Here is a 19,021-nt window from a genome sequence, read left to right as displayed (position 1 = left end):
CGCGGCGGGCGGCGCTAGACGACGGGGGTCATGGGCAAGCTCATCCTGCTCTTCACGGCGCTCCCGATCCTGGAGCTCTGGCTCCTCCTGTCGATCGGCGACGTCATCGGCTTCTGGCCCACCGTGGCGATCGCGCTCGGGACGGCGATCCTCGGCGCAGCGCTCGCGAAGCGCGAGGGGCTCAAGGTGCTCGCCTCGTGGCGCGGCGCGCTGGCGGCGGGCCGCGCCCCGGACGAGGGGCTCACGGGAGGGCTCCTCGCGCTCCTCGGGGCGGCGCTGCTCATCACGCCGGGGGTGCTGACCGACGTGGCAGGGCTCATGCTCCTGCTCCCACCGGTGCGCCGCCGGATCGCAGCGGCGGTGCGGGAGCGGATCGAGCGGCGGGTGGCCGCGGCGAGCGCCGCCGGCATCGGCGTGGACAGCCCCGGCAACGGCGCGTTCTTCAGCATGAGGGTCATCGACCTGAGCGGCGGGCCGTTCGGCGAGCGCGCCGATGGGCGCGCTGGCGCGTCCCGCGGTCGACCGGCGTCATGGCAGGTCATCGACGTCGAGGCGGAGGTGACCGAGGGGGCCGAGGAGGATGAGGCCGGCGGGCCAGCGCGGACGACGCGACGACTGCCCGGCTGACACCTCGATGTCATCGACGCCCCGGCGAACGCATGCGCGCTCGCGCGGCCCGGATCACCAGCGACTCTCACGCACGACACACGAACACCGGCGTCAGGAGCTCGGCGAGACAGCGAGCAACGACGCAGGACAATGATTCACGTCCGAGCTGCACGACTGAAACGACAAAGAAACAGAGCGCATTGTAGGCTCCTCAACGTCGTCGGCGCAGCCCGACATCCCAGGAGAAACGACATGAAGATCTGAACCTGCGCAACATGACGCAACAACGCACAACCACACCAACGCAGCACCCTCCTATGAAAGATCCAACTCGAACCTCGATCCCATCGACCCGGCCGCGCCGCCCCGGCGGCAGCGCGAAGAGCGACCCCGGCACGACGTCCAGCCCTGAGCAGCGCCGACGCCCTCGCTTGAACGCCCGGCGGGCGGTGCTCCAGCGGCCCCGCCGCGCGCCCTCGCGGAGGGTGCCCAGATGAGGCTCATCAAGTCGATGGCCAGCTGGCTCCTCGGGTACGTCGATCCACGGGAGCCGCTCGGCAGCTCGCTCATCAACGCTCTTTCCCGACTCCCCATCCACCTCGCCGCGGACGCCGTGTGCCTCCGGAGGAACGCGGACTCTGGCGCCCTCGAGGTGCTCCTGACACAGCGCGGAGCGTCGGCGGCAGGCCCTGGAGAGTGGTGCTGCCCAGGCAGCGTCCTCTCGCCGGGCGAGCAGCCCGAGCACGTCCTCCACCGGGTCGGGATGACGATCTCCGACTTCACGTTCGTCGGCGATTACTTCTCGGCCGCCACGCGCGGCTGGATGCTCTCCCGGGTCCATCAGGCGAAGCTCGCCGAGGTGCCGGCCACGGGCACCTGGTGGCCAGTCGAGCAGCTGCCGAACAACCTGGTACCCAAGCACAGGGAGCTGGTCATCCCGATGGCGGTCAAGGCCTTCCATGCCCAGCGCGCGAAGCGCTCGCAGGCCCAGCGCACGAAGCGCTCGCAGAAGGTCGCCAGCGCGCAGCTCACGTGAGGCGCCGCGCGGGCCCCGCGCCGCCGCGACGCAGGAGGCGGGCGGCCCGCTCAAGGCACATCTCGCACGCTCGCTCCGAGCGGCGCCCGCGGGATCACAGGAGATGTGCGATCATCCCCCCTTCAGCGTACGGCCATCTCCAGAGCCGGCAGCTCGATGGAGCCCTGCGGTCGTCCGTCTATGCTGCTCCGGACGAGCGCGGCGCGTGGCTGAGCGCGGCGCGTGGCTGAGCGCGGCGCGTGGCTGAGCGCGGCGCGTGGCTGGCGCGTAGCTGGCCAACGACAGAGCATGTAGCGCCCGGACACACCAGGAAAGGAAGCGTGGGGGGCCCGCGCCGTCGGTCCGCTCGCGCCGCGCACGGCCGGCCGCTATGGTTCGCGCGCCGCTTGCGTTACGCTGCGTGGTACGGCTGTGGATCCCCGCGGCGGCGCTCTCCGCGGGTGATTCCGCACGGACATGGAAGACATGACGGTCGACAAGACAGCTCTCATCGTGGGAGGAACGGGCCTCGTCGGCGGCCACTGCCTGCGCCTCCTCGTGCAACAGCCAGCGTACACGAAGGTCGTCGCCCTGCTCCGCCGCCCGGCCCCGATCGAGGACGCGCGGCTCTCGCAGCGCATCGTCGACTTCGACCGGCTCGAAGGCGCGGACTTCGCCGGCGTGAGCGACGTGTTCTGTGCGCTCGGGACGACGATCGCCAAGGCCGGCTCCGAAGAGGCCTTCTACGAGATCGATTATCGCTACCCCATCACCATCGCCAGGCTCGCCGAGAAGGCCGGGGTGAAGCAGTTCGTCCTGGTCTCCTCCGTGGGCGCCGACCCGCGCTCGACCAGCTTCTACCTTCGCGTGAAGGGCGAGCTCGAGCAGGAGCTCTCGGCGGCGAGCTTCGCGGCGGTCCACGTCCTCAGGCCCAGCCTGCTCCTCGGCGAGCGGGGCGAGGTCAGGAAGGGCGAGGCCATCGGCGTCGCGGCGGCGCAGACGCTCCGGTTCACGATGAAGGGCGGCCTGCGCAGGTACCGGCCCATCGACGCGAGGACCGTCGCCGGCGCGATGGTCGCCGCGGCGCTCGGCGGGCGCAACGGTCGCCACGTCTATCACTTCGACGACATGGAAGCGCTCGCCAAGGGCATCGGCGTCGTCCAGGCCTGATCGCCGCCATGGCGCCGCCACCCACCGGGCGACGCATGCGCGCGGAAATGCTAGGGCTCGCGGCAGGCACGGCGCTCGCTCGACGACGCCGCCATGGTCCTCGCTGAACGCCCCTCGCCGATCGTGACCGAGCGCCTCGCCCCCTCCTCGCTGCGCCCGCCGGAGAGCCCGCCCCCGTCGCTCGACGCCGTGCTCGCGGAGCGGTTCGGCATCGCCGCGTTCCGGCCGTGGCAGCGCGAGGCGATCGAGGCCCTGCTCGGGGGCGCGGGCCGCGTCCTCGTGGTCGCCCCGACCGGCGGCGGCAAATCGCTCTGCTACCAGCTCCCGGCCGTCGCCCTGCCCGGCACGACGCTCGTCCTGAGCCCGCTCATCTCCCTGATGGAAGATCAGGTCCGCGCCCTCGAGGCGCGCGGCATCCCGGCGACGTTCATCGCGTCCAGCCTCGCGCGCGACGAGAACGGCCGCCGCCTCGCCGCCCTCCGCCGCGGCGAGTACAAGCTCGTCTACGCCGCGCCCGAGCGCCTCGCCCTCGACGGGTTCCTCGAGGCGCTCGCCGCGAGCCGGCTCTCGCTCGTCGCCGTCGACGAGGCGCACTGCATCGTCCAGTGGGGGCACGACTTCCGGCCCGACTACCTGCGCATCGGCGCCGCGCTCGCGCGGCTCCGGCCGCCCCGGGTCCTCGCCTGCACCGCGACGGCGACCCCCGACGCGCGCGACGAGATCATCCGCCGGCTCGGCTGGCCGCTGCCCGCGCCCGACGGCGCGGACGGCGACGGCGATGCGGTGAGCGGGCGCGCGCGCGGCGCCGAAGAGCCGCCGCCCAAGGTGATCCTGCGCGGCTTCGCCCGGCCCAACCTCCACCTGCAGGTATCGGCGGTCGACGGCCCGCGCGAGGCCGGGCGCCGCACGGCGCGCGCGCTGCTGGAGGCCCTCGGCGATCCCGGGCGGCCCCGCGGGGCGGGCATCGTCTACGCCGCCACCCGCAAGGGAGCCGAGCGCCTCGCCGAGGCGCTCCGCGACGCAGGCTGGAACGCGGAAGCGTACCACGCCGGGCTCGCCCCCGAGTCCCGCGCGCGCATCTCGGCGGGCTTCGCCGATCGCAGCCTCTCCGTGGTCGTGGCCACGAACGCCTTCGGCATGGGGATCGATCGCCCCGACGTCCGGCTCGTGGTGCACGCCCAGCCGCCGTCGTCGATCGAGGCCTACTACCAGGAGGTCGGCCGCGCCGGGCGCGACGGCGACCCGGCCCGCGGCCTCCTCTTGTTCGCGCCCGCGGACATCGCGCTGCGCCGCCGGCTCTGCCAGCTCGGCGAGGGGGGCGTCGAGGCGAACGCCGACGACGCCGCGCGCGCCTGGGGGCTGTTCCGAGAGCTTCTCCGCTACGTCGACGCCGCGACGTGCCGGCACGACTTCATCCTCCGCTACTTCGGCGACGAGGCGGAGTCGCTCGGCGGCTGCGGCCACTGCGACGTCTGCCTGGAGGTCGACGCCCTCGAGGCGAGCGACCCGGCCGCGCTCGCCCGGGACAACGACCTCGTGCGGCGCGCGCTCGCCGGCGTCGCGCGGGTCAAGGGCGGCGCCGGGATGCAGGCGGTCGCGTCGATGCTCGTCGGCGAGTCGAACGAGCGCGTCCGCCGCATGGGGCTCGACCGGCTCTCGACCTTCGGCGTCCTCGAAAGGAAGAGCCACGACGAGGCCATGTCGATCCTCCGCGCGCTGCTCGCGAACGCCTGGATCGATCTCACGACCGGCGAGTTCCCCGTCCCCCTCATCACGCCGGCGGGCTGGCGCGTGATGCGCGGAGAGGTGCCCGCGCGGGTGCGGCTCCCGGTCCCCGCCGCGCGCCGGCGGCCGCGCCGCGCGGCGCCGGGCGCGTCGCCCGCCGCGCGGCCGCCGGCGGCCGCGCCCTCCACGCGGGCGCGCGCGCAGCCGGCCCCGCAGGCGTTCGCGTCCGCAGCGACCCGCGACGACGCGGCGCGCCCCGCGCCGGGCGCCCCCGTCCCGGCCTCGCGCGCGCCAGCGGAGCCCGGCGTCGAGCTCGAGGAGCACGACGTGCCGCTGTTCGAGGCGCTCCGCGCCCACAGGGCCGCGCTCGCCAAGGAGAAGTCGCTGCCCGCCTACGTCATCGCGCACGACCGGACGCTCCGGGAGATCGCGCGGATCCGGCCCGCGTCGCTCGACGACCTCGCGCTAGCGCGCGGCATGGGGCAGGCGAAGATCTCGAGCTACGGGGAGGGCATCCTCCGCGTCGTCCGGGAGTTCTCGGGCCCCTGAGCGGCCCGGGACCTCAGGCGAGGCCCGCGACGCGGAGCTCCGCGATGAGCTGGCCATCCAGGCTGACGAAGGTCGTCAGGCGCCCCTCGACGTTGATGAACACGTCGAGCATCAGGCCCGCGCCGAGATCCAGGACATGGAGGTCCCCCTTGAGGACCACCGTCGGGGCCTCGCCTCCCCTCGGCGGCCGTCTGGGTTCCCTCTCCATGGCCTTCTTCGAGTTCATTCCCGCCTCCGCCTGCCGGCCCGTCCGCGCCGCGCGCTTCCAGGACCGCCACCGCGCGCCGCGCGGATGCGACAGCACGCGCGAGGCAGCCCGCCCGCCGGCCACCACGTCAAGCGCGTTCCATGCCGCGCTCGCACGGCTGGAGTGATCCTTCCCTTCACGCAGCCCCCTTTCTCGCCCGCCCCTCACCGACCGGCGATGCCTTCATTTCATGGGATCGGCTTCCCAGGAAGGCACGAAGTTCAGCGAGGATCGGACTTTTCTTCCCGGCTTCCCATCCTCTCGGTCGAGCTGGGCAGCCACGGTCCATCACCTCTCCCTCGCCCAGGACGAAAGCGACGCCGCTGCGCCCACCGAGACCCGGCCCGAGGCGAGCACCGGCCCCAGCGCTGGCTGCTCCACGAGCAGCGCCTCGACCCGCAGCAGCGCCGGCAGGTAGACGACCTCCCGCGCGAGGCCGCCGCCCCGGTGGACGCGCGCCGCGATGCGCAGGGCGTCCCCCGTGGAGCGCGCGCCGCGCGCCTCGAGCAGCCGCGCTGTCTCGACGAAGCCCGCGCCGCGCTCGACGCTCCGCGCGGCGAGGTGGCGCAGCCCGAGCTCGATCCGGCGGGCGCCGACCAGGTACCCCGCGGCGCGCTCGCGCGCGAGCGCCCAGCCCTCCTGATCGTCGCCCCCGTTCGCGGTCCCGATCGCGAAGATCCCGAGCGGGAGCGCCGCGGCGCGCACGCTCGGCGCCGCGTGCCCCTCGATCTCGTGGAGCACCGTGCGCTCGACGTCGTCGCGCGTGAGCATGCGCCCCCGCGCGACCTGGATCACCCCGTCGCCCGTCGCGGCGAGCGGCGCGATGTCGGCGATCACGACCCGGAGGGGCAAGCGCCGCGCCCCGATCTCGCGGCGCATCCGCGACAGGAGCGACCAGGGCGAGCGCGCGTCGTCGCTCCGCACCCGCTCCTCGTCGCTCGACGCGGCGCCCGCCTCCTGCTCGACCCATGTCGCGGCGAGCGCGTCCGCCTGCTCGTCGAACGCGTCGCGCGCGGCGTAGCGGCGGCGCGCGGCGGACCAGCACCCCGCCCCGCCAGCGGCCTCGCAGATCGCGGCCTCCGCGGCGAGCTCGCTCGCGCGGCCGGCATAGACCGCGCCGAGCTCCCCTTGCCCTGCGAGCCGCTCGGCCGCCGCCTCCATCGCCTTTCGAAGCTCGCCGTGGTCCTGCGCGGGCGCGTAGGTGAACCGCGGGAGCTCCGCGCCGCTCCGATCCCAGGAGGCGGCGAGCCGCGCGAGCTCCTCGACGAGGTTCACCGGCGTGCTCGACCCGACGACGCGGATCCGCCGCGCCGCGGCGCCGAGGAGCCGATCCGCGTCCGGCACCCACGCCGGAGGCGCCGGCCGTTCGGCCGATCTAGCTCGAGGACGCCGCGCCACGGCCCGCCGCTCCTTCCAGATACGCCCCCGCCCCGCACGCCCCCGCCCCGTGAGAGCGCCGCGCGCCCGGCGCCGCTCGCCTCAGAGCAGGTTCGCCGCGAGCTCCGCGAGCTCGCTGCGCTCGCCCTTGGCGAGCACCACGTGACCCGCGATGCGCTCGCGCCTGAACCGCTCCGCCACCACGAGCAGGCCGTTCGACGCGTGGTCCACGTACGGGTTGTCGATCTGCTGAGGATCGCCGGTCAGCACGATCTTGGTCCCCTCGCCGCATCGCGTGATGATCGTCTTCACCTCGTGCGGGGTGAGGTTCTGGGCCTCGTCCACGATGAGGTACTGGTGCGGCAGGCTGCGCCCACGGATGTAGGTGAGCGGCTCGACCTGGATCCGCCCGCTCTCCAGGAGCTCCACGAAGCCGCGCGCGTCGCGCCCCGGCTTCGTGCCGCCGTTCGAGAAGAGGAACTCGAGGTTGTCGAAGATCGGCTGCATCCACGGGTTCAGCTTCTCGTCCACGTCGCCCGGAAGGAAGCCCAGATCGCGCCCCAGCGGCATGATCGGCCGGCTCACGAGCAGCCGGCTGTAGGCGTTGTCCTCGGTCGTCCGCTTCAGCGCCGCCGCGAGCGCAAGGAGCGTCTTGCCCGTCCCGGCCTTGCCGATCAGCGTGATCAGCCGCACCGAATCGTCGAGCAGGAGGTCCAGCGCGAACGCCTGCTCCTTGTTGCGCGGCCGGACCCCCATCACCCCCTCCCGCCCGACCCGGAGGGCGACGATCTGCCCGCGCGCCGCGTCGAACCGGCCGAGCGCCGTGTGGCTCGGCGCCCCCGCGTCGCGGAGCAACACCGCAGAATTCGGCAATAAATCCGCGAGCTTGTCGCTGGAGAGAGAGCCGTTCTGGAAGAACGCGTCGACCTCGGAGCCGGGCACCTCGAGCTCCACCACCGACTGCTCGATGGCCGGGTCGTGCACCCGCTGGTTCTCGTACGTCTCCGCCGGGATCCGGAGCGCGTCGGCGCGGATCCGGAGGTTCGTGTCCATCGTCACGAAGATGGTCGGCCGATCCTTGTGCCGATCGCGGATGTCGATCGCCGTCTGCAGGATGGCGCTGTCCTGCGATCCGGACTCCAGCCCCACGAGCAGCTCCGGCCGCCGCTCCGGGATCGCGATCCGCAGCGTGCCGCCGCTCTCGAGCAGCACCCCGGTCGCGAGCGTCCCGGCGCCGCGGACCTCGTCGAGCAGCCGGGCGATCGTCCTCGCGTTGCGCCCGCGCTCGGAGCCCTCCCGCTTGAACTGATCGATCTCCTCGATCGCGTAGATCGGGATGATGACGTCGTTGTCCTCGAACCTGAAGATCGCGTGCGGATCGTGGAGGAGGACGTTCGCGTCGAGAACGTAATTCTTCTTCATGGGGGAGCGGGACGACGTAGCCGCCTGAGGCGACGGGCGCAAGAGAGCTGTTGTGCCGCCCGCGCTTGGTTGCGGTCACGCGTTGACCCATGCATCGGCGCGAGCCCCTCGCGGACATCTGGAGAAATACCGACCTTCGACTCGGCCGGATCTGGAACATCGTCCACGGTCGTCGCGCCGTCCGCGTCGTCCCCGTCGACTCCCGGTCGGCCCGCCGACGTCAGAGATCGATCCGGTAGTCCTTGATCTTGTAGAGCAGCGCCCGGTGGCTGATCTCCAGCACCTCGGCCGCCTTGGTCCGGTTGCCCTTCGTCTTCTGGAGCGCGCGCCGGATGAGGATCTCCTCGATGACGCGGGACGTCTTCTTGATCGACAGCTCGCCGCTCGTCAGCTGCATCTGGATCGGATCGCGCGCCTCGCGGATCCGCTCGGGCAGGTCGGCCTCGCCGATGCGCTCGCCCTCGCAGAGCACCATGGCGCGCTCGACGGTGTTCTCCAGCTCCCGGACGTTGCCCGGCCACCGGTACTCCAGGAGCAGCCGCCTCGCCTCGGGCTCGAAGCCGCGGATGTTGATGCCGAACCGCGCGTTGTTCCTCGCGAGGAAGTGATCCATGAGGATCGGGATGTCCTCCCGCCGCTCGCGGAGCGGAGGGATCGCGATGGGGAGCACGTTGATCCGGTAGAAGAGGTCCTCGCGGAACCGGCCGGCCTGCGTCTCGGCCATCAGGTCGCGGTGGGTCGCCGCGAGGATGCGGACGTCGACCTTGATGTCCTTGCTGTCCCCCAGCCGGCGGAGCGTCTCCTCCTGGAGCACCCGGAGCAGCTTCACCTGAAGCGCGAGCGGCAGCTCGCCGATCTCGTCGAGCAGCAGCGTGCCGTGGTTCGCCTGCTCGAACAGCCCCGCCCTGTCGTTCACCGCGTCGGTGAACGCGCCCCGCTTGTACCCGAAGAGCTCGCTCTCCAGCAGGTTCTCCGGGATGGCGCCGCAGTTGACCGCGACGAACGGACCGCCGCGGCGGCTCGACCGCCTGTGGATCGCCCGGGCCACGAGCTCCTTGCCGACGCCGCTCTCGCCCGTGATGAGCGCCGTGGTCTTGTAGTCGGCGACCTTCGCGATCGTCTTGAAGATCACCTGCATCGGCGGGCTCTTCGCGAGGAGCTCCTCGAAGAGGTTCTCCCGCCGGATCTCCTGGCGCAGGACGCGGTTCTCGCGGCGGAGCGCCTCCCGCTCCTCGGCCTTGCGGAGCGTGAGCAGCACCTCCTCGGCCTTGAACGGCTTCTGGATGTAATCGTAGGCGCCCGCCTTCATCGCCTCGATCGCCAGGTCGACGTTGCCGTAGGCGCTCATCACGATGACCGTGGCCTCGTTGCCCTTGGCCTTCAGCGTCGCCAGCAGATCGAGCCCGCCCATCCTGGGCATCCGGACGTCGGTCAGGATGACGTCGGGCCCGAACGTCTCGACCATCGCGAGCGCCTCCTCGCCGCTCGAGACCGCCTCGACCTCGTAGCCGTCCCGCTTGAGGAACGTGCGCACCACGAGGCGCAGGTTTTCTTCGTCGTCAACGACTAGGACACGGCGCATAGACCCTGAAAACTTTTCCTACACCGGCGCGCACCACTCCGCAACGAGTTGCGCCTTTGCCCTTGCCGCGGCCTGTCATCCGCGGTGTTTGGGAGTCAGGTGCAGCGCGCGCAGGGCCCCCGGCGGGCGAGCTCTGCGAACGTCGCCGCGCACCACGCGAACGCCCCTGCGCGACGCGGAATGCGCGTGCGCGGCGACGGCGCTCCGCGGCGCTCGTGGCACGCCGGGACGACGCGGTGGTGGCAGTTGACGCGGCCCGCGCAGGCTGCTTTAGCGGCGACACGCGCAGGGAACGAGCAGGGGCCCGAGAGGCCTCGATCCTGCACGCCGGAGCGGCTTTCGCGGACAGGACCGCGCCCCTTAATTCGATCGCGTGAGGAGCCAGGGCATGAGGATGAAGGATCGTCTGGTCGACCAAGCAAAGAAGCTCACCTCGTCGGGCGTGGTCGTCCGTGTCGTCAGCAACGATCGCGTGATGCGGCTCGCCACGGGGGTCATGGACGCGAAGAACCGCCTGCGCGCCGCCCGGGAGCGGGCCGCGGAGGCCTGGGACATCCTGCTCAACGGGCACGCGCTCCCGAACATCGATCCCTCGCTCGACGACGAGGCCGGCGTCCACGGGGCGACGCCGTCGCGCGCGGCGGCTCGTCGGCCCGCCGCGCCCGCCGCGCCCGCCGCGCCCGCCGCGAGCGGCGCGGGGCTGTCGGTCGTGGAGGAGACGGCGAGCAGCGAAGCCCCGCGCGAGCGCGGGGCCGCGAGCCGCCCGCACGTGAACGGCGTGGGCTCGAACGGCGCCGGCTCGAACGGCGCCGGCACCTACGTGGCCGCGGCGGCCGAGCAGCAGCTCGCGACCCAGATGGCGGCGCGGACGTCGCTGGCGCGGATCGGCGGGCGCGACGTGTTCGAGAAGGCGTACAAGTTCATGACCGCGGACAACGCCCGCGCCATGGGGGTCTACCCCTTCTTCCGCCCGCTCGACTTCAACAACGGCCCCGAGGCGCAGCTCGAGGGCCGGACCGTGATCATGCTCGGCTCGAACAACTACCTCGGGCTGACGACCCACCCGAAGGTGCGGGAAGCCGCGCGGAACGCGATCGACAAATACGGCACCAGCATGACCGGCTCGCGGCTCGTGAACGGGTCGATGCGCCTCCACAACGAGCTCGAGCAGAAGCTCGCCGCCTACCACGGCAAGGAGGCGGGGCTCGTGTTCACGACGGGCTATCAGGTGAACATCGCGACCATCTCGGCGCTCCTCAGCAACAAGCGGAGCGTCGCGATGATCGACAAGGACGATCACGCCTCCATCTACGACGGCGTGCGGCTCGCGCAGGCGGCCGGCGCCCGGATGGTGCGCTACAAGCACAGCGATCCCGCCGCGCTCGACAGCGCGCTCTCCGAGATCGCCGACACCGAGGGCGCCCTCGTGATCACCGACGGCGTGTTCAGCGCCCAGGGCGAGATCGCGAGTCTGCCCGGCATCGTCGAGGTGGTGAAGAAGCACAAGGCGCGGCTCCTCGTCGACGACGCCCACGCGCTCGGCGTCATCGGCCCGGGGGGCCGCGGCACCGCCGCGCACTTCGGCCTCGGGAAGGAGGTCGACCTCATCGGCGGCACCTTCTCGAAGTCGCTCGCCTCGATCGGCGGCTGGCTCGTCGGCGAGCGAAAGGTGCTCGATTATATTCAGCATTTCGCCTACAGCTTCCTCTTCGCGGCGAGCGCCGCGCCGCCCTGCGTTGCCGCCGCCATGGCCTCGCTCGAGGTCATGCAGGAGGAGCCCTGGCGCCAGGAGAAGCTCCGCGAGAACTTCACGTACATGCGCACGGAGCTGCAGCGGCTCGGCTTCGAGCTCGGCAAGACCGAGACGGCCGTGATCCCCATCTACATCCGCGACGATCTCAAGACCGTGATGATGTGGAAGTCGCTCCTCGACGACTACTCGCTCTACGTGAATCCGTTCATCACCCCGGGCGTCCCGCCCAAGCAGCAGGTGCTCCGGACGAGCTACATGGCGACCCACGAGCGCAAGCACCTCGATCACGCGCTCGAGGCGTTCGAGAAGGTCGGCAAGAAGTTCGGCGTCATCTGAGGCGGGCCGGGCGGGAGCGGCGCCCTCCGGGCCCGCTCCCCGTGCTCGCGGTGATCGACGCGCGCCCGCCACGTTCGGCATTTTCGCCGCGCGGCGGGCGTGGTCAGCTGAGCGGTCATGGATCTTCGACCGTTCGCGCAAGGTGTCGCCGGGGCGCTGGGCCCTGCGCTCCGCTCTTTCTTCCTGACGGCCGCGGCCATGTCGTTCCTGGCCCTCGCCCTCGCCGCCTCGTCGTACGCCATCGCGGCCGACGGCTCGGCGCTGCGCGGGGCGCTGGCGGCCGTCGCGGCGCTCGCGCTCTCCGCCGTGATCGGCTTCACGCTGTCGTGGAAGCGGGCGCTCGGCACCGGCATCCTGCAGATCGTGCGGGCGAAGCGCCTCGGCGGGATGCTCGTGGCCTCCGTGTTCGAGCGGCTGCTCGGCGTCTCCGAGCAGGCCGAGGCGGGCGCCCGCGGCGGGCGGGTGGCGCAGGCGGTGGAGCGCGTCCCGCTCAACGAGGCGGTGAAGCGCCTGCGCCTCGCCGTGATCCACAGGGTGCAGGCGGCGCCGACAGGGGGCGGCGTGCGGGGGTTCCTGCGGCGCAAGATCGAGGCGCAGCTGCTCGGGACCATCGAGACGCTGACGCTGGCGCGCTTCCGCAACGAGGCCAACCAGGCAGGCGGCATCGACCTGCTGAAGGTGCGGGACGAGCTCTCCCAGGGCGTCGACGGCCTCGTCACCGACCAGATCGAGGGGACGCTGCTGAAGATGACGCTGCTCCTCGTCGGGGCCGCCGCGCTGGCGTCGCTCGGGGCGGCCGCGGGCATCCAGTACATCCCTCTGTGATCCTCCTCTCAAGAAGGGCGCAGGCCCCTCTCCCCCTGCGCGCCCGCGGCCCTCGGCGAACGACACCTCGCCCGGTCCAGCGCCGCCGACGGCTCAAGCCGCTCCCCTGCCGATCGACGCCTGTGGCCAGCGAGGCAGCGAGGTGCGCCCGCGCGGGCAGGCCACGCGGCCGCGCGCCGCTCGGGGGCTCTCCATGCACATCGGCTTTGCCTAACTGCTCTGCACTACGTTAGTGTCGACCGACTGCCGTTACGTTTCATGTTGCTCTCATGTTTCATGTTGCTTTCACCTCGTGCTGCGCAGAGGAGGCAATTCGATGATGGAGAACGATATGCGGAGAAGTTGCTCGGCGCTCGCTTGCGTCGTGGGGTTGCTCGCGTCGCCCGCCGCCTGGGCTCAGGATCCCGCTGCGCCCCCGGCTGATCCGGGCGCAGCGGCCGCGGCCGCGCCGACGCCCGCGGCGGAGCCCGCCGCGCCGGAGCCGCAGGCGAGCCAGATCCCGAGCTGGTTCCGCTTCGACGCAGACAGCCTCGGTCTCCAGCTCTGGGCGGGCGCCACGCACCAGGTCGGCCCCATCAGCCTCTCGAGCGACATCTACCTCACCACGCTGGGAACCGCTGAGTTCGACATCGGCCCCGCCTTCACGATGGGCCCTGTCATCCTCAACCCGATGGTGGGCTTCTCGTTCAACTTCACGACGATGCAGCCGGCGGCGCTGGTCGCCCCGCAGCTGTTCACCTTCGTCGACTCAAAGCCCGTTTACTTCGAGTCGTGGATCCTGGGGTCGTTCTCCAGCATGTTCGACGAGAGCGTCCAGAACTACGTCTACACGCGGGACTTCCTGCTCTACTACCCCATCGACGACTTCGGCATCGGCCCGCACCTCGAGGCCACGCTCGACCTCAACGAGGTCACGCTCGAGGACGATCCATCGACCGCCGGTGTGGACGTCGACGAGAGCGGCCTCGCCAGCCTGCAGGTCGGGGGCGTGCTCGGGCTGAACTACGGCACGGGAAACAAGCTGCTCCTTTACCTCGGCTACGAGACGCAGGAGGAGAGCCAGATCGGCGGGAAGAAGCTCGCCGGCCGGTTCACGTTCGTCCACAATTTCTGACGACGGGAGCACACGCTCGCTCCGCCTTCCGGTCGAGCTTCCCGCCGGCCTGGCGCGCTGGTACCTCAGCGCCATGGCCAGACCGATCTCGTTCTTCACGACCGCGTTATGCACGCTGCTGGGGCTCGGGTGTCAGGCCCGGGACGGCGCCCCGCCGGCCGCGCCGGCCCCGAGCGCGTCCGCTTGCCAGCCCGCCGACTGCGGCCCCCTCGCGATGATCGCCCGCGTCTGCGACGACGGCTCCACCGGCACCCCGCAGTGCGCGCGCGCCGAGGGCGGGGCGTGCCGGTGGGAACACGTCTGTCCCGGCGCGAAGCCTGCCTCCGGGGCGGCGGCCCCTGGGCCGAGCGAGCCCGCCCCGCCGGACGCTCAGCAGCCGGATCCTCCGCCGCCGGCCACGGCGCTCGCCGACACGAACGCCGCGTTCGCGCAGCGCCTCTACGGCAAGCTCGCCGCGACCAAAGACAAGCTCTTCTTCTCGCCGGCGAGCATCTCGACGGCGCTGGCCATGACCTACGCCGGCGCCCGCGGCGAGACAGCGGCTCAGATGGCGAAGACGCTCGAGTTCACCCTCCCGCCCGAGGCGCTCCACGCCGCCTTCGGCGGGCTCATCAAGGAGCTGGCGCTGGCGACCGGGCCCCAGGGGCCCGAGCTCCGGATCGCCAACCGGCTGTGGGGCCAGGCCGGGCTGCCGATCGAGCCCGCGTTCCAGAGCACCACCCAGCAGCACTACGGGGCAGGGATCGAGCTCGTCGACTTCAAGGGCGGGAGCGAGCCGGCGCGGGGGCGCATCAATCAATGGGTCGAACAACAGACGAACGGGAAGATCAAGGACCTGATGCCCGCCGGGAGCATCACCGGCCTCACGCGGCTCGTCCTGACGAACGCCGTCTACTTCAAGGGGAAGTGGGCGACGCCCTTCGACAAGAAGGCCACCAAGAACGAGCCGTTCACGGTCAAGCCCGGGACGGCGCCGGCCGTGCCGATGATGCGCAAGACGCTCAAGGCGGGCTTTGGAAAGACCGCTGACGCATCGGTGCTGGAGCTCGCGTACGAGGCGCAGAGCCCCGAGCGCCGGCTGGCCATGGTCGTCGTCCTGCCCGCGCAGGTGGACGGGCTGGCGCAGGTGGAGCAGCGCCTGGCAGCGGGGCAGCTCAAGGCGTACGTGGATGCGCTCGAGCCGGCGCGGGTCGACGTGGCGCTCCCGCGCTTCAAGATGACCGCCGAGCTCGAGCTGTCGGCGACCCTGAGCGCGCTGGGGATGCCGCTCGCGTTCGACGAGAAGAAGGCCGACTTCTCCGGGATCACGAGGGCAGAGCCGCTCTACATCTCCCAGGTGCGCCACAAGGCGTTCGTGGAGGTCAACGAGGAAGGGACCGAAGCCGCCGCGGCCACGGGGGTCGTCATGACGACACGATCCGCCCCGGCGCCGCCCCAGGTGTTCCGCGCGGATCACCCGTTCGTGTTCCTGATCCGCGACGTGGCGACTGGCACCGTGCTGTTCATGGGCCGGGTGACCGACCCGCGATGACCTCGCTCCCGGCGGACGGGGGGCCGAAAGTCCGCGCGGAGCTCCAGAACCGCCGTACGATGAGCCGTTTTGCCGAGCCCTCACGGGCTCCGCCAACCCCCGATGTCAAGGAGCGAGCGATGAAGAACGAAGACGCCGCGAAGGTGCTGCATGCCGTCCGTGACCTGGCCCCCGCGATCGCCTCACGGAGCGCGGAGATCGAGGAGGCGCGGCGCCTCCCGGCGGATCTCCTCGGTCAGCTCAAGGCGGCGGGGTGCTTCCGGATGTTCCTGCCGAGGAGCCACGGCGGCCACGAGGTCGACCTGCGCACGGGGATGGACGTCCTCGAGGCGCTCGCCCGGGCGGACGGGGCCACCGGCTGGACCGTGATGATCGGCTCGGAGAGCCCGCAGCTCTTCGCGCTCCTGTCGCGCGAACGCTTCGACGCCATCTACGCCGGCGGGCCGGACGTGATCATCGGCGGCGGCTTCAACGCGCAGGGCGAAGCCCACGCGACGGACGGCGGCTACCGGGTCACCGGGCGCTGGAGCTTCGCGAGCGGCTGCGAGCACGCCAGCTGGCTGTTCGGAAACTGCGTGATCATGGACGGCGGCCGCCCGCGGATGGGCCCGGCCGGCGAGGCGCGCGAGGCGCGCGAGACGCCAGAGGTGCGGGGCATGCTGTTCCCGGCGAGCGAGGCGCGCATCATCGACACCTGGTCCGTGCTCGGCCTGCGCGGCACGGGCAGCCACGATATCGCGCTGGAAGGGGCCTTCTGCCCCGAGGCGAACACCCTCGATATCTTCCGGGGCCAGCCGTCGGTGGCCGGGCCGGGCTTCGTCGCGCCCGTCCTGCACTTCGCGCTCCACATGGGGGCGGTGGCGGTGGGGATCGCCCAGGGGGCGCTCGACGACATCGTGACGCTCGCGAGCTCGGGCAAGAAGCGGCTGTATGCGCGCGCCCAGCTGGCAGACTCTCCGCTGTTCCAGGTGAACCTCGGCCGCGCCGCGACGAGCGTCCGCGCCGCCCGCGCCCTGCTGCGCGACATAGGGGACGAGCTCTGGGCCGCGTGCGTGAACAACCCTGGCGCCGCCCTCGCGGTGGCGCCGCGGATCTCGGGCGCCCTGGCGTGGGTGACGGAGGTGACGGCCCGGGCCGTGGACACCTGCTATCAGGCGGGCGGGGGCGGAGTCGCCCGGAACGCGTCGCCCTTGCAACGGCGGTTCCGGGACATTCACACCTTCTCCCAGCACGCCGCCGCCGCAGAGGGCTGGTTCGGCCAGGTCGGCGCCGCGCTCCTTGGGCAGCCGACGGGCCTCTGGACCTGAACCTTAACGACCACGACTGCGACCACGACCACGTTCACGACCAACGCGGTATAGGTGGTCGTATTGCGCCCCGCCCCGCTCGCCCCGCTGGTCCTCGCCGCCGTCTCGTTCGTCGCCTGCGCCGGTGCCCCGCGGCAGGCCGATGCCCCCGCGCCGCCGCGGCCCCGGGCGGGCGCCTGCCCGGCCCGTCCGGCCTGCGACGCGCCGCCGCCGGAGGCCTTGCCGCGCGGGTTCAGGCACACGCGCTCGCGCCTCGTCGCGGCCGGGTGGCCGCGCCACCGCGGGCGCGACCTCTTCGCCCGCGCCGACGGGCCCCAGTGGGCCATCGCGAAGTTCGCTTACGGGCCGCAGGACGACGACCTCGAGGACGAGGACGTCGAGGCCTATCTGCTCCGCGGCTGCAGCGGCGCCTGGGAGCGGCTCGGCACCTTCCGGACGAGCGACGATGACCACCCGCACCCGACGACGGAGGGGATCCCGGACACCGGCGGGCGCGTCTACATCGACCTCGCCGCGGGCCGGCGCCTCGAGGTCGGCCGGCACCGCGTCCACCTCGCCGTGGCCGGCGACGCGACGAGCGCGGACCTGTTCATCGAGGTCCTCCCGCCAGGCGCGCAGGTGGCCGTGACCGACGTCGACGGGACGCTCACGTCGAGCGAGGCGGCGGTCGTCAGCGAGCTGGTCGGCGGCGCCCCGCCGGCCGCCCACCCCGGCGCGGCGGACGCGATGCGCGCCCTCGCCGAGAGCGGGATCTACCTTTTCTACGTGACCGCGCGCCCCGAGTGGCTCGTGGGCAGCACGAGGGTCTGGCTGCGAGAGCAAGGCTTCCCGCCGGGCATCCTCCACACCACCATCGGCGTCACCGGCGCGTTCGGCGGCGCGGCGGCCAAGTACAAGACGATCGAGCTCGGATGGCTCAAGGCGCGCACGGGCATCGTGCCCTCCTTCGGCTTCGGCAACATGCCGAGCGACGTGGCGACGTACACGGCCGCCGGGATCGCCCCCTCGCGGTGCTATTATTACAAGCTCGGCGGCGATCTCCGCGGCGGCGTGCCCCACGACGACTACCGGGGCCTCGTCCGGGCGCTCTTCCGCCCACAGGCCGCCTGCGCGCCCTGAAGGACGCGCTCGCGACCCGAGCCTCCGCCCCCGCAGGCGGGGCGGGCGCGCCCGCATCAGGGAGCGCCCCCGCCGCCCATCACTGGATCACTGCGGGATGTCGATCACGTCCTCGCAGGTGAAGTCGACGCCCAGGGACGCCTCTGGATCGGACTGTATCGCGTTGCACACGCTCTCGCAGAGCTCGATCTGCGACGGGTTCGATGGATTGTCGTAGCGCCAGGCGTCGTCGCTCGCGCACTCCTGATCGTACGCGACGGCCTTCGGTTGGCCCCCTCCGCTCGTGTACGTCACGCGCACCCGCTGCTTGTCGAACGTCCTCCCGTCGGGCGCCGCCGGGATCGCGACGTTGCACGTCACCGCGGCGCCGCGGATCTGGTCGATGGCCGCCCTGAACGCGGTCGCGGTCGCGTCGGGGTTGCCGGTCTCGATGATGAAGGCCTGCCCCGTGCCGCCCGCCTCGGCGATGTCGCGCAGGTTGTCGACGTTCCCCGGCTCGTCCTCCGGCGGGTTCGCCACCCCGATCACGTAGGTCGGGATGTTGTCCTGGCGCGCCCCCTCGACGCGCTGGACGACGGCCTCGATGGAGTCCGCCTGTCCGCCGCAGCGCTGCGGGTAGCCGTCGGTCACGAGCACGAGCGCGTACTTCCCGGGGCTCTCCTGGCGCTGCCGCTCGATGAAGGTCACCGTCCCATCGACAACGAACGCCGTCGGCGTGCTCGTGCGCCAGTCGTCGTCGGTCGCTGGCGTGACGTCGTCGATCGCCTTACCGAACGCGTCGGAGGGCAGCGGCGTCATCTCGACGTCCGGCGCGCCGTAGGTTCTGGCGTCGCACATCCGCCGCTCGCCGGGGAAGAACGTGAGCGAGGCGGTGAGCCCCGCGGACGCCGGATCCGTGAAGAACTGCTTGGTCGCGGCGACGACGGGATCCCACTTGAGCTCCTTGCTGTGCGAGGGCCTGTCGTTCATCCCCATGCTGCCAGACACGTCGAACGCGACTGCCAGGTACACGGGCTGGAGCCCGGCCTGGGCCGTTTGCGTCGCGCACGCCTCGCCGGCGCCGGTCGAAGGGCCAGCGCCGCTGCTGGGGTTGCCTGAGCCCGAGCCGCTGCCCGAGGTCACCCCCCCTGAACCGAAGCCGCTGTCGTCGCCTCCGCTCCCGCTGCCCGAGCTGTTCGCGGCGCCCGAGCCACTCTGATTCTCGTCGCCATCGCCGCCGCCGCACGCCGCGCTGGCCACGGCGACCGTGAACAAGGCAATGCCCATAGCAGGCAATCTCATGGCCTGACTCCTTTTAAGTAAGTGCCGGCGCTGCGCGCCGGTAGAAAAGCAGACCAACC

At 72.0% G+C, this 19,021-nt stretch carries 15 protein-coding genes; 10 read left to right on the top strand and 5 right to left on the bottom strand.

All coding sequences use genetic code 11. The features are described 5' to 3' along the window. Positions 1–30: 30 nt before the first annotated feature. The 4 genes from WMF19_RS17090 (at position 31) to WMF19_RS17075 (ending at position 5,068) form a co-directional block, all read left to right on the top strand. Positions 31–627 carry an FxsA family protein gene (locus WMF19_RS17090; protein ID WP_437900085.1) on the top strand — a complete coding sequence of 199 codons (597 nt, stop codon included), beginning with the start codon at positions 31–33 and terminating at the stop codon, positions 625–627. A gap of 475 nt (positions 628–1,102) precedes the next feature. After that, positions 1,103–1,645: an NUDIX hydrolase gene (locus WMF19_RS17085; protein WP_437329662.1), complete on the top strand. Its 543-nt coding sequence runs from the start codon at positions 1,103–1,105 to the stop codon at positions 1,643–1,645. A 456-nt stretch (positions 1,646–2,101) separates the two neighbouring features. Further along, positions 2,102–2,794 (top strand): oxidoreductase, encoded by a 693-nt coding sequence (locus tag WMF19_RS17080; protein WP_272098106.1) that lies wholly within the window; start codon positions 2,102–2,104, stop codon positions 2,792–2,794. Between the two features lie 93 nt (positions 2,795–2,887). Then, positions 2,888–5,068: a RecQ family ATP-dependent DNA helicase gene (locus WMF19_RS17075; protein ID WP_437900084.1), complete on the top strand. Its 2,181-nt coding sequence runs from the start codon at positions 2,888–2,890 to the stop codon at positions 5,066–5,068. A 13-nt stretch (positions 5,069–5,081) separates the two neighbouring features. Here the strand turns inward: WMF19_RS17075 and WMF19_RS17070 are convergent, their stop codons facing one another. From WMF19_RS17070 to WMF19_RS17055, 4 genes are all read right to left on the bottom strand, one after another. Next, entirely contained in the window at positions 5,082–5,294 is a 213-nt protein-coding gene (locus tag WMF19_RS17070) for a hypothetical protein (protein ID WP_437329659.1), read from the bottom strand. Between the two features lie 309 nt (positions 5,295–5,603). Beyond that, entirely contained in the window at positions 5,604–6,713 is a 1,110-nt protein-coding gene (locus tag WMF19_RS17065; protein WP_437900083.1) for a tyrosine/phenylalanine carboxypeptidase domain-containing protein, read from the bottom strand. Between the two features lie 81 nt (positions 6,714–6,794). Beyond that, a complete protein-coding gene (locus WMF19_RS17060) occupies positions 6,795–8,114 on the bottom strand; it encodes a PhoH family protein (protein ID WP_272098102.1) in 1,320 nt (439 codons plus the stop codon). Positions 8,115–8,334: 220 nt separating this feature from the next. Next, positions 8,335–9,696, bottom strand: a complete 1,362-nt coding sequence (locus WMF19_RS17055; protein ID WP_272098101.1) for a sigma-54-dependent transcriptional regulator — start codon at positions 9,694–9,696, stop codon at positions 8,335–8,337. Between the two features lie 394 nt (positions 9,697–10,090). Between WMF19_RS17055 and WMF19_RS17050 the strand changes: the two genes are divergently transcribed. The 6 genes from WMF19_RS17050 (at position 10,091) to WMF19_RS17025 (ending at position 17,681) form a co-directional block, all read left to right on the top strand. Further along, positions 10,091–11,785, top strand: coding sequence for an aminotransferase class I/II-fold pyridoxal phosphate-dependent enzyme (locus WMF19_RS17050; protein WP_437900082.1), 1,695 nt, complete (start codon positions 10,091–10,093; stop codon positions 11,783–11,785). Between the two features lie 117 nt (positions 11,786–11,902). Continuing rightward, positions 11,903–12,610, top strand: coding sequence for a hypothetical protein (locus WMF19_RS17045; protein ID WP_437900081.1), 708 nt, complete (start codon positions 11,903–11,905; stop codon positions 12,608–12,610). Between the two features lie 316 nt (positions 12,611–12,926). After that, positions 12,927–13,724, top strand: coding sequence for a hypothetical protein (locus WMF19_RS17040; RefSeq protein WP_437900080.1), 798 nt, complete (start codon positions 12,927–12,929; stop codon positions 13,722–13,724). A gap of 73 nt (positions 13,725–13,797) precedes the next feature. Continuing rightward, positions 13,798–15,255 (top strand): serpin family protein, encoded by a 1,458-nt coding sequence (locus tag WMF19_RS17035; protein ID WP_437900079.1) that lies wholly within the window; start codon positions 13,798–13,800, stop codon positions 15,253–15,255. 119 nt (positions 15,256–15,374) lie between these two features. After that, positions 15,375–16,562, top strand: coding sequence for an acyl-CoA dehydrogenase family protein (locus WMF19_RS17030; protein WP_437900078.1), 1,188 nt, complete (start codon positions 15,375–15,377; stop codon positions 16,560–16,562). A gap of 54 nt (positions 16,563–16,616) precedes the next feature. Continuing rightward, positions 16,617–17,681 (top strand): LNS2 domain-containing protein, encoded by a 1,065-nt coding sequence (locus WMF19_RS17025; protein WP_437900077.1) that lies wholly within the window; start codon positions 16,617–16,619, stop codon positions 17,679–17,681. 87 nt (positions 17,682–17,768) lie between these two features. On the opposite strand, the gene WMF19_RS17020 is transcribed toward WMF19_RS17025, so the two are convergent. Further along, on the bottom strand, positions 17,769–18,962 hold the full coding sequence (locus WMF19_RS17020) for a vWA domain-containing protein (protein WP_437900076.1): 1,194 nt from the start codon (positions 18,960–18,962) through the stop codon (positions 17,769–17,771). Between the last annotated feature and the right edge of the window lie 59 nt (positions 18,963–19,021).

It is taken from the genome of Sorangium sp. So ce124 (assembly GCF_051525235.1).
Classification (GTDB): Bacteria; Myxococcota_A; Polyangia; order Polyangiales; family Polyangiaceae; genus Sorangium; species Sorangium atrum.
The sequence above is the reverse complement of the archived record's forward strand: the minus strand, read 5'-3'. Positions and strand labels throughout refer to the sequence as shown.